Source organism: Bradyrhizobium sp. (assembly GCF_027307225.1).
GTDB lineage: Bacteria > Pseudomonadota > Alphaproteobacteria > Rhizobiales > Xanthobacteraceae > Bradyrhizobium.
The window spans coordinates 1-11,653 of the sequence record NZ_DAHUXJ010000018.1 but is presented as its reverse complement, the minus strand read 5'-3'; the positions used below and the strand labels follow the sequence as shown (position 1 = coordinate 11,653).

Below are 11,653 nucleotides of genomic sequence, written 5' to 3'. Positions count from 1 at the left end.
CTAGTCGCTCGCTTCAATTAATTTGAAAGGACGGTCTTTTTGTGATTCGATTCCGTCGCAACGGGAGCGATGGAGACGATGATGGCTGCCAAGGAGATTTCGGTAAAGAAGTATGTTGTGCGGTTGAGCGGCGAGGAACGCGAAAAGCTTGAGGCATTAATACGGAAAGGCAAGAGCCCGGCCCAGCGGCTGCTGAAGGCGCGGATATTGTTGAAGGCCGATGTCTCGGAAGCCGGTGAAGGGTGGAGTGATAGCCGGATCATCAAGGCTTTGGACACCAGCGTTTCCATGGTTTACCGGGTGCGGAAGCAACTGGTGGAAGACGGCTTCGAGGCGGTGTTGAGCCGCAAGCAACGGGCGACACCGGCGGTTGCGCGGATTTTTGACGGCGAGAAGGAAGCCAAGCTGATTGCCCTTGCCTGTTCCAAACCTCCCAAGGGACGTGCCCGCTGGACGCTGCGGCTGTTGGAGAAAAAGGTCGTGGAGCTGAAGATTGTCGATCGCGCCAGCGACTCCACGATCGGAAGGGCGCTCAAAAAAACATTCTCCAGCCCCATCGCCGACAGTGCTGGGTCATTCCGCCGAAGGCCAATAGCGCGTTCGTAGCCGCCATGGAGGACGTGCTGGCGGTCTACACGCGGCCACGCGATCCGGATCGCCCGCTGGTGTGCCTGGACGAGAGTTCAAAGCAACTGCTCGCCGAGACGCGCGTGCCGATCCCGATGAAACCGGGACGTCCGGCCCGTTGCGATTACGAGTATGAGCGCAACGGCACCGCCAACCTGTTCATGATGTTCGCGCCGCTGGAAGGCTGGCGCCATGTCAAAGTCACCGATCGCCATACCGCCGTGGACTACGCTCACGTCTTGAAAGACCTGGCCGATGTCCACTTCGCCAACGCCCGGACCATCGTTCTGGTCCAGGACAATCTCAACATCCACAGCAAGGCGTCACTTTACGAGGCCTTTCCGGCCACTGAGGCCAGGCGCCTGGTCGAGCGCTTCGAATGGCACTACACGCCAAAGCATGGCAGTTGGCTCGATCTGGCGGAATCCGAACTCGGCGTCCTGTCGTCCCAGTGCCTCGACCGCAGGATTCCCGACAAGCAAACCCTCATCGAGGAAATCGCCGCCTGGGAGCACGACCGCAATGCCAGCAAAACCAAAGCCAACTGGCACTTCACAACTCCCAATGCCCGGATCAAACTCAAGCACCTCTACCCATCAATCTGAGTGAATCGGGCGACTAGTGGACCTCTCGGTGCTTGTGGGCAGTTCTCGGAAGGGTAAGCCCGCTTCGCACTGTCGAACAAGAGGCGGACAACCGCCATCTCTCGTTCACGGTTTGATTCGATTACATTCTCAAAGAACGAATCGGAATCGAGCAAATCAGCGCGGCTCAATCCCTTCAGGCACGCCGCCGCTTTTAAGCTTTCAAGAAAGAGTTGCCTGCACATCTTCGATTACGCGGTAAAGACCAGCCATTGCTGTTAGTGCAGAAGCCTTTGAGCAAGAAGCCCCTTCCCGTGCAACCTTGCCCGGATGAATCAGGTTTCTCGCTTCTTTCGATTGATGCGCAATCGCGGCCGTACGCCCTGAAATGATTGCAACTTTCTCGGACAGCTCGATCATCTCGGCAAGCCCTAGGTCGTCTAGCGACTTCTTGCTCTGGGCCCCCTTATTTTTCAACGCCCAAAGCAACACGGATTCCATAGAGGCCCCCGCAAATGTTGTCGCGGCAAGCCAGTCTCGCGTTTGATATCCGTTCCATGAAGTAGCGATTTGAGCCTGAATTCCCTCCCGCAAGTCAACATCCAACACGAAGGGCAGCTCAGGCTCTGATGGAGGCAAATCGTCTTGGCATTGCGACAATAGCCTGCGGATGCGCTCTATGGGATCTTTGCCATTTACGGAATGCGTGGGCGCTATATCACCGAGAACCCAGCGCCGAGTTGCCGCCGACAGTACTTCCCGACACTGAACGAGTTCAACGAACTCTCCGAAAGGCAAGTTAATAAGGTCATCCGGCACCCGGTCGATCAGCGTGAGGATACTACTCACCTTTCCGATCAGCTGATGACCTATCCTACGGTCGTCGACATCCGTGTTCTTAGTACCAATGAGGCTATCGATGGCCTCGACCACTTGGCTGGGAAGGACACGCACGAGAAATCTCCTAGAAGCGATAGAACGCTAACAGCATCGCTACAACGCTCACCGCAGCTACAATCCCGATAACACCCTGCGCGCTGACCTTGCATCCCCAGAAGTCCAATTCGAATTTATGGTCGGACATGACACAGCTCTCCATTGAGAAAACTTGAGGCTGTGTTTCGGGGCGATTTGGATATGTGACCCAGAGATTGAATCGAACGCAAGAGGTAAACTGTGGGAAGCGGGCATAAACCGAAAAAAACTTCCCGCGAAATGCATAACGCATAATTCCTAGCGAAATTCGCTACGCGCGTTTGCAAACTTGAACATTGGATTTGCAAAATCCGCAGAAATATTCGTTGTTAGACGCGCCAGTTCGTTTCGATGGTTGTTGCGGTCGTCGGGTGATTCGACGTCGACCCGGGCATCGCTCAAACATATAGTCTTAGCGACTTCCCATTCGACTCAACCCAACTAACATCCAAATGTCTTTCACGACTCTTGCTTTCTTTGGCTTTCGAGAAACAGCGCGAGCTCGGCCTTGAAGAGATGTCTGAACAAGCCCCTGAAGACTACCTCGCCGCCTTTGATGTACGAGAAATAGTACTGCGGTGGCATGACGTTTGGGTTCTCATATGCCCAGAACCCGACCTTCACGCTGTACTGTGCCGTCCCGGCTCAAAACGGCATCACCAGACTGTTTTTTCATATTCGGCATGGCTACCTCCGCTTTTACCGAAGATAGGCCGCCGGCGGCCGAAAACCAAACTTTTGGTCCTTACTGTGCTGGCTGACAGCGGATCGAATAATCCACAGGGATCTTCATGTGCTCTGCTTACGACTCAGTAGGCAGCCGCACGTTTGGGCGAAATCTCGGTCCGTCACGCCTAACGATCCCTCCCGGCAAACAGCCCGAAGGTCAGGTTTCTCAGCCATCGATGGCCGACGTCGCGATGGTAACGCTCATGCCAGAATTGAGCGATCTCGATCCGCGGCAGCGCCACCGGCGGATCGAACGTCACAAGCCCCAGCGGTCCTGCCAATCGGCGCGCCAGATTGGCCGGAAGTGTTGCCACCCCATCCGTCTCTGCCGCGACGATCGCGCCGGCAATAAAGCTTGGCACCCGCAGCATGACATTTGATGCGGCAATGGTCGACGCCAGCACGCGATGCGCGGCGCGATGGGCGGCGTGTCCCGTCTCCGATCCCGTCACCAGAATGTGACGCTCGGCCATGAAGCCCGCGAGCGACTGGCACTTGCGCGCCCGCGGATGGCGCTTGCGGACCACGCTGACATAGCCGTCGAAATAAAGCCGCTGCCGCCGCAGATATCGCGCCGCTTTCGGAAAAGCACCGAACGCAAGGTCCGCCTCCCCGCTCTCGAGCCGGTATTCAAACTGCCGCGCGTCGAACGGCACCGAGCGGATCTTGATATCAGGCGCAAGCATCGCAATGCGTGCGATCAGCGGCGGCAGAAAATGCACCATGCCGACATCGGTCAGAAGCAGGCTGAATTGACGATCCGAACTTGCCGGAACGAATTCGGTTTCTTCGGTGCGAAGGCCGTCCGCCGCCGCAAGCAAAACGCGTAGCCGGTCGGCCAAGCCGAGCGCCTTCGGCGTCGGATGCATCGCCTGCCCCTGCCGCACGAAGAGAGGATCGGAAAACTGCCGGCGCAAGCGAGCAAGCACCTTGCTGACCTGCGGCTGCGTCGTCTCCATGGTCTGGGCGGCGCGGGTGATGCTGCGCTGTTGCAGCAGTGCCTGGAGGAGCCGCAGCTCCCGCAAATTCAGATCAGGATATATCGTACTAGCCATGTTCGCTATTCCTATCCGGGAATAGCCGAAGTGTCGGCGCGGCAGTAGGCTTGCGTCAATGACAAAAGCGCTTGCGAGCGACAGGAGAACGCCATGGCCAAATTCATCGTCGAACCTCATTTTCGGCTTCAGGAGTGGGTTGCCGAGGAAAAAGGCTATTTCCGCGACCAGGGGCTCGACTACGAATTCCGCGAACTGATCCGCTCGACCGCGGGCCAGCACCACAACCAAGGCGGCCGCGGCGCCTTCCAGAGCATCGAGGAAGGCCGCGAGGCGAACGTCAGCTGCGCCTGCCATTGGACGGTGAACGTCGCGGCCTCCAACGGCCACGCCAAACTGTATTCGGATGTCTATTCGGTCGCGCCCTCGGGGATTTTCGTATCCGCCGATTCAAAGGTGCGGACACCGGCCGATCTCGCCGGCGTGCCGATCTCGGTCGGCTTTCAGTCCGGCAGTCATTATTCGACCATCCAGGCGCTGGAGGCCTATATGCCGGCTGCCGACATCAACCTTGTCTTCGAAGACGGCATGCTGTTCAGCCGCATGGAACGGCTGATCGATGGCCGCAGCGAAGCCGCCGCCCTCTTCAGCGGCCCCTATTATCTCGCCGAGCAACTGGGCTTCCGCAAAATCATCGACACCACCTTCATGATCGCCGCGATGATCAAGGGCACGCCGGAACCGGAGGACGTTCGCCGCTACTTTGCCGCCTTGCGGCTGGCGCAGCGTGACATCGACCTGCGGCCCGAGCGCTATACGCACTACTACAAGAATGAATTCCCCGACCGCTTCCACGCCATGATGGATACGCGGCGCTGGGGTCCGGGCGAGCGGATCGTGTTCGAACCCTATTCGAAGGAGATGTTCGAGGAATCGTTCGGCTGGATCGCCGATCACAAGATCTTTGCCGAGGACGGTATGGGACCCGGCGATTACGATCGGGCGACGATCTCGCTTGCTGCCAACTGAGCGAATCCTTCCCCAAGACAAGAAAAAGGGCCGCCCGGGAGGCCAAGGAACCTGCTCCGCTACATCCTCAATTTGATTTTAATGTCGCTGTTGCTCGCGTGGCCGCATGCCGAGGCCCTTTTCACGGGACACGGGAGCGGGGCATAACACGGCGCTGGAATCGAATCCCCGCGACATCACAAAGCAGCGGGATCAACGGAGCAGGACAATGAAATCGAAACTCGGGCGTGCGATTGCTACCCTTCTGGTGCTTGGCTCAACGGTTGCCTTTGCCGGCCTGGCTTCTGCACAGCAGCGGACAAAGGTCGGCACCTTGCGGTGCAATCTGGCGCCGACGGTCGGCCTCATCGTGATGGAGCGCCAGAGACTGTCGTGCCTATACACGCCGGATGGTCCCTGGCCGCCCGAAAGGTATTTCGGACATGTAACCACCGTGGGTGTCAGTCTCGGAATTAACCGCGGCGGGGCGATGGCCTGGGCGGTGCTTGCGCCGGTTACCGGACCCATTCGCGGCGGCCTCCGCGGCACATATGTCGGTGTGAGTGCGGATGCTGCCGTTGGTGTCGGATTAGGCGCCAACGCCCTTGTCGGCGGATCGGGCCGCTCGTTTGCGCTGCAGCCGGTATCGGTGGAAGCAAACACCGGCCTCGACATCACGGCCGGTGTGTCGAAGCTTCGGCTGCACTACGCGCATTAAGCTGCGGCTTCATGATGCGTCATTGCGAGCGTTAGCCAACGGGTCACGCGAATGCTCGCCCGATGACAGGCTCCGCAATCCAGTCGTTCCGCTGAAGGGCTCTGGATTGCGTCGCTGGCGCTCGCAATGATGGTGGAAGAAAGAAAAAGGCCGCCCGGTTTCCCGGACGGCCTTTCCTGTCTCACGGTAGCCTCACATTCAAACGGGCGATCTCAGGACGTCGTCATCCGGGGGCCTATCTCCCGGCTCATCCTGATCGGAAGCCGCTGCTTATCGGGTCAGTCGCGATCTGGTGCCCGATCCGTCCGCGGTGGTTTCCCATCTCCGTAAGATGACCTTATTGAGCCATCGCCTCGCGGAAGGCGCAACAGCGGCCTTGGTGCTGTCCCCGTTGATCCCGTTGTTCACAGGCACGCGGGCAGCGCACCACAACTTCTTCTTCATACGGTCGCTTGAAGCAGCGGACGAACAATTCGGTCGAGCTCGGCGAACGACGCCACGACATGACCGGCGCCGGCTTCTCTGAGCCGAGCCTCGTGGCCAGGTTGAATATGGCCCGCCGCGGTGAAGCCGATCGCCGTTGCGCCTGCCGCGCGCGCGGCCGTGATACCGCCAACGCTGTCTTCGATCACGAGGCAATCGGCTTGCTTGACGCCAAGCCGTTCGGCGGCATAGAAAAAGATGTCGGGATGCGGTTTGCCGCGCGCGACGCTGGAGGCGCTGAATACGCGTCCCTCAAACAGCGGCGCCATGTTCAACACCTCGAGGCTCAGCGCCAGCCGTTCCGGCGAGGATGACGAGGCGATGCACGTCGGCACATCGCGCCAGGCCTCGATGAATTCGCGCGCACCGTCGACCGGCTTGAGGCCGCGGCGGAACGATTGGAATGTTCGTTCCTGATAGTGATCTGCAAAATCGGGCGGCAGCTTGCGGCCGGTCACGCGCTCGATGGTCTCGATCACCTCTTTCAGCCGCTTGCCCATATAGGTGCGGTAGGCGTCGTCGAGGCTCGTCGGCACGCCGAGCTCGGTGACGATTTCGGCGATCACGGAATTGGACAGCACCTCGCTGTCGGCGAGGACGCCGTCAAAGTCAAAAATAATGGCGCGGTGTCTAGAGCTCCGATTCCGAAGTTCGCAAGCTATTGCGGCGGCGTTTGATGCGAACTTCGGAATCAAAGGAGCTCTAGCAACCTGTTGATTTGAGGTGCGGCTTTGAATTTGAAGTTCCTATGACGAATTTGCAGCAAAGCTGACAGGAACTTCAAATTTGCCGCACCTGAACTCAGCTTCCGGGAGTCCAGGGCTGATAGTCGCCGGTGGCCTTGGGACGGCGGCCGCTCGCCATCGTCGAGCCGGAGGGCCGGTAGGCGTTGGGCGTGCCGGTCATGTTCGGCACATGCGGCTTTTCCCATTCGCGCGGCGTGTAGTTTTCTTCCGTCGGCGCCACGTCGTCCGTGTGATGTAGCCAGCCGTGCCAGGACGGCGGCACGCGGCTCGCCTCCGCATAGCCGTTATAGACCACCCAGCGGCGCTCGATGCCGAGCGTCGGGTCGATCTTGCGGCCCTTGGTGCGGTAGTAGCGGTTGCCCTGCTCGTCCTCGCCAACCAGTTCACCGAACCGCCAGGTCCACAATTGCGTGCCGAACGTCTGGCCGTTCCACCAAGTGAATACTTTGAGGAAGAACTGCTTCATCGGAACCTGAGGCTGCTTCGTTGGAAAGGTAGTTCCTGATGCCATTTGCAGGCTGGATTGTCCATATTAAGGGAGGGACAAAAGGCCGTGCGAAGGGACGGTCAGGACTGCGTCGCCAGCGCCACGCCGGCGAGCGTAAAGGCGAGAGCTGCGATCTGCCCCACGCCGAGCGGCTCATGCAGTGCCAGCGCCGAGGCTACGACGCCGATCACGGGCACCGCCATGGTACCGATCGCCGCGACCGAGGCCGGCAGCCGCGCCAGCGCCGCAAACCAGGCGACATAGGCGATGCAGAACTGCACGACGGTGGAATAGCCGAACAGCAGCCAGCCGTTACTGGTCAGTCCGCCAAAGTTGGAGTGCTCGAACAGAAAGCCGGCAATCGCGATCGGGAAGCAGCCGATGCCGATCTGCCAGGCCGCCGCCGATACCGGCGGCAGATCGATCGGCAACTTCTTGGCCAGCACCGCGCCGGCGGCAAAGCCGAGCGCGCCGCCGAGCGCCAAGAGGATTCCCATGAGTTTCGTCAGGCTCGGGACAAAGCCATTGCCGCCGAGAATCGCGCTGAGGCCCGCAAAGGCCATCAAAAGCGCGAGCACGCGCAGGAGATTCGGCCGCTCGCCGAGGATCGGCCAGGCCAGCAGCGAAGCCCAGACCGGCATGGTGTAGGCGACGAGTGTGGCCTCGCTCGCCGGAAGGTAGACGAGCGCAAAGCCCATCAGCACCATCCAGCATCCGACGTTGAGAATGGCGGCGAGCACAAGCCGCGGCCAGAGCGCGCGCGGCACCCGCAAGGGCTGGCCCCAGGCCAGCGCCAGGATCGCAAGCAGGCTCGCGCCGATCACCCCGGTCGTGCCGCGCAGCGTCAGCGGCGGCAGATAGCCGATCAGGTATTTGGTGACGGGCCAGTTGAAGCCCCAGCCGATCGAGGTGATGGCGAGGAAGGCGAGCCCTGCGGGCCCGATGCGCGTTTTGGCGCCCGGCTGGTTTTCAGATGTCATGACGGGGCCCGGATGGAGAATCGGCGGCACCTTGCCGCGTCTTGGGTCTTCAAACCATCGGCTTCGCAGCATGCCTGACCGGACCCACCTCGCGAATTTTCGGCAGGCTTATGTGAGTCTCCCGCAGGCAAGAGTTTGGGCACAATAAATAGTTGGCCTGTGAACAGCGGGGTGAAGCCTGTGTGAGCCCCGCCATCACAAATTTTTTCCCTTGGGAATCCCTGAGGACTCACTGATACTTGGCGGCAACAGTTCAGGGCATGGCCCCCTGGTTTTCCCTCGTTTCCACCATATTTAGTATTTGATTCAGGAACTCGTACTAGTTCTTGACGGGCGCGTTGGAGTCGTCCTAGCCTTTCTCCTGTTCGGCGCGAGTGAGTTTGGGTCCCGCCGGTCGCTCCCTCAAGGGTTCCAAAATGACCACTCCGTCAGCCGGTTGAGGCAGCGGGTGTGGACTGTTTTGTCCCTACCGAAGGACCCCTCGGAAGCGAAAAAGACGGGCCGGTTAACGGCCGGAAGTTTTGAGTTTGGGGCGTTGAGTACATGGATTTCGAGACGGCGCTGGGGAGCTCCGTTTTGAGAGGCCATGAACCGGCTCTTCCGCAGGTGCCTGGCACCCTAAGGGTGAGCCGTCAGAGAAAATGGGCCGGATCCACCGGCTTGGAACGTGCGGACTTCGAAGGCCGAAGCTGTCTTCAGCTTTGGTCCCGGGAGGGACGCTTAAGGCAATAAAACCCGATAGCCGCGGCGGCGACGGGCAAAAAAGGAACGGGGCACGACCATGCGAATCGAACGGCGCCACACCAATACCGGCCAGTCACCCTACGCACAGATTGATTTCAGATTGACGACTTCTGAGATCCGCAATCCCGACGGCTCGGTGGTGTTCCGCCTCGAAAACGTCGAGGTGCCCCAATTCTGGTCGCAGGTCGCCTCCGACGTGCTGGCGCAGAAGTATTTTCGTAAAGCCGGCGTTGCCGCACGCCTGAAGAAGGTCGAGGAAGAGACCGTTCCGTCCTGGCTGTGGCGTTCGGTGCCGGACACCGAGGCGCTCGCGCTTCTGCCGGAGAACGAGCGCTATGTCAGCGAACTCTCCGCCAAACAGGTATTCGACCGCCTCGCCGGCTGCTGGACCTATTGGGGCTGGAAGGGCAAATATTTCTCGAGCGAAGAAGACGCCAGCGCTTTCCATGACGAGCTGCGCTACATGCTCGCCAGGCAGATGGTCGCGCCGAACTCGCCGCAATGGTTCAACACCGGACTTCATTGGGCCTACGGCGTCGATGGCCCCGGCCAGGGCCACTATTACGTCGATCCCTTCACCGGCAAGCTGACGAAATCGAAATCGTCCTACGAGCATCCGCAGCCGCATGCCTGCTTCATCCAGGGCGTCGGCGACGACCTCGTCAACGAGGGCGGCATCATGGACCTGTGGGTGCGCGAGGCGCGCCTGTTCAAATATGGCTCGGGCACCGGCTCGAACTTCTCCCGCCTGCGCGGCGAAGGCGAACGCCTGTCCGGCGGCGGCCGCTCGTCCGGCCTGATGAGCTTCCTGAAAATCGGCGACCGCGCCGCCGGCGCGATCAAGTCGGGCGGCACCACCCGCCGCGCCGCCAAGATGGTCGTGGTCGACGCCGACCATCCTGATATCGAGACCTATATCGACTGGAAGGTGAAGGAGGAGCAGAAGGTCGCGGCGCTCGTCACCGGCTCCAAGATCAACCAGAAGCACCTCAAGGCGGTGATGAAGGCGGCCGTCAACTGCGAAGGTTCAGGCGACGACTGCTTCGATCCCGAGAAGAACCCGGCGCTCCGCCGCGAGATCAAACTCGCGCGCCGCTCGCTGGTGCCTGACAATTACATCAAGCGCGTGATCCAGTTCGCCAAGCAGGGCTACAAGGAGATCCAGTTCGACACCTACGACACCGATTGGGATAGCGAAGCCTACCTCACCGTATCCGGGCAGAACTCCAACAACTCGGTATCGCTGAAGGACGATTTTCTCCGCGCGGTAGAAACGGATGGGAACTGGAATCTCATCGGCCGCACCAACAAGAAGGTGACGAAGACACTGCGCGCCCGCGACCTCTGGGAGAAAATCGGTTACGCCGCCTGGGCGTCGGCCGATCCGGGCCTGCACTTCAACACCACGATGAACGACTGGCACACCTGCAAGGCGTCCGGCGACATCCGCGCGTCCAATCCGTGCTCGGAATACATGTTCCTGGACGATACGGCGTGCAACCTCGCCTCCGCCAACCTTTTGACCTTCTACAGCATCGACGCCAAGACCTTCGACACGGCGTCTTACGAACATCTCTGCCGGCTCTGGACGCTGGTGCTCGAAATCTCCGTGATGATGGCGCAATTCCCGTCGAAAGCGATCGCCGAACTCTCCTACGAGTTCCGCACGCTGGGCCTCGGCTTCGCCAATATCGGCGGCCTCTTGATGACCATGGGCCTGCCCTACGACAGCAAGGAAGGCCGTTCGCTCTGCGGCGCGCTGACCGCCGTGATGACCGGCATCGCCTACAAGACCTCAGCCGAAATGGCGGCCGAACTCGGCACCTTCCCCGGCTACAAGAAGAATGCCGCGCACATGCTGCGCGTGATCCGCAACCACCGCCGCGCCGCCCATGGCCAGTCCACCGGCTATGAAGCCCTCTCGGTGAATCCAGTGCCGCTCGACCATGCCTCCTGCCCGCAAGCCGACATCGTCGCGCATGCGATGAAGGCCTGGGACGACGCGCTCGCGCTCGGCGAAGTCAACGGCTTCCGCAATGCGCAGACCACGGTGGTCGCTCCAACCGGCACGATTGGCCTCGTGATGGATTGCGACACCACCGGCATCGAGCCTGACTTCGCGCTGGTGAAGTTCAAGAAGCTCGCCGGCGGCTGCTACTGGAAGATCATCAACCGCGCCGTCCCCGAGGCGCTGCGTACGCTTGGCTATTCTGAAGCCGACATCGCCGAGATCGAAGCCTACGCCGTCGGCCACGGCACGCTCGCCCAGGCGCCGGCGATCAACCACACCACACTGAAGGCAAAGGGCTTCACCGACGAGGCCATCGCCAAGCTCGAGAAGGCGCTGCCGACCGCCTTCGACATCAAGTTCGCGTTCAACAAATGGACCCTCGGTGCGGATTTCCTGCGCGACACGCTCGGCGTCGCGGACGCCGATCTCAACGCGCCGAACTTCGACCTCCTCGCGCATCTCGGCTTCACCCGCCGCGAGATCGACGCCGCCAACATCCACGTCTGCGGCGCCATGACGGTCGAAGGCGCGCCGCACCTCAAGGCCGAGCACTATCCGGTGTTCGA

General features: G+C 60.4%; 9 protein-coding genes. 4 read left to right on the top strand and 5 right to left on the bottom strand.

All coding sequences use genetic code 11. From position 1 onward, the window contains the following. The first annotated feature begins 81 nt into the window (after window positions 1–81). Window positions 82–1,232, top strand: a protein-coding gene (locus M6D32_RS03410; protein ID WP_298253369.1) for an IS630 family transposase whose coding sequence is annotated in 2 segments (ribosomal slippage) — window positions 82–544 and window positions 544–1,232 — 1,152 coding nt in all. Because the reading frame shifts where the segments join, the coding sequence is not laid out codon by codon here. A gap of 201 nt (window positions 1,233–1,433) precedes the next feature. Here M6D32_RS03410 and M6D32_RS03405 read toward each other — a convergent pair. Continuing rightward, window positions 1,434–2,165, bottom strand: a complete 732-nt coding sequence (locus tag M6D32_RS03405; RefSeq protein WP_298253367.1) for a hypothetical protein — start codon at window positions 2,163–2,165, stop codon at window positions 1,434–1,436. A gap of 875 nt (window positions 2,166–3,040) precedes the next feature. Then, complete coding sequence (locus M6D32_RS03400) at window positions 3,041–3,970, bottom strand: LysR family transcriptional regulator (protein ID WP_298253365.1); 930 nt, start codon at window positions 3,968–3,970, stop codon at window positions 3,041–3,043. A 93-nt stretch (window positions 3,971–4,063) separates the two neighbouring features. On the opposite strand from M6D32_RS03400, the gene M6D32_RS03395 reads away from it, so the two are divergent. Together M6D32_RS03395 and M6D32_RS03390 are read left to right on the top strand one after the other, a co-directional pair. Next, on the top strand, window positions 4,064–4,939 hold the full coding sequence (locus tag M6D32_RS03395; RefSeq protein WP_298253363.1) for a hypothetical protein: 876 nt from the start codon (window positions 4,064–4,066) through the stop codon (window positions 4,937–4,939). 208 nt (window positions 4,940–5,147) lie between these two features. After that, window positions 5,148–5,636 carry a DUF992 domain-containing protein gene (locus tag M6D32_RS03390; RefSeq protein ID WP_298253361.1) on the top strand — a complete coding sequence of 163 codons (489 nt, stop codon included), beginning with the start codon at window positions 5,148–5,150 and terminating at the stop codon, window positions 5,634–5,636. Window positions 5,637–6,076: 440 nt separating this feature from the next. Here M6D32_RS03390 and M6D32_RS03385 read toward each other — a convergent pair whose 3' ends face one another. The 3 genes from M6D32_RS03385 to M6D32_RS03375 form a co-directional block, all read right to left on the bottom strand. Beyond that, a complete protein-coding gene (locus M6D32_RS03385; protein WP_298253359.1) occupies window positions 6,077–6,814 on the bottom strand; it encodes an HAD-IA family hydrolase in 738 nt (245 codons plus the stop codon). A 106-nt stretch (window positions 6,815–6,920) separates the two neighbouring features. Next, complete coding sequence (locus M6D32_RS03380; protein WP_298253356.1) at window positions 6,921–7,331, bottom strand: NADH:ubiquinone oxidoreductase subunit NDUFA12; 411 nt, start codon at window positions 7,329–7,331, stop codon at window positions 6,921–6,923. 101 nt (window positions 7,332–7,432) lie between these two features. Next, window positions 7,433–8,332: a DMT family transporter gene (locus M6D32_RS03375; RefSeq protein ID WP_298253343.1), complete on the bottom strand. Its 900-nt coding sequence runs from the start codon at window positions 8,330–8,332 to the stop codon at window positions 7,433–7,435. A 781-nt stretch (window positions 8,333–9,113) separates the two neighbouring features. Here M6D32_RS03375 and M6D32_RS03370 point away from each other — a divergent pair. After that, on the top strand, window positions 9,114–11,653 hold a 2,540-nt coding region (locus M6D32_RS03370), incomplete at its 3' end, for an adenosylcobalamin-dependent ribonucleoside-diphosphate reductase (protein ID WP_298253341.1).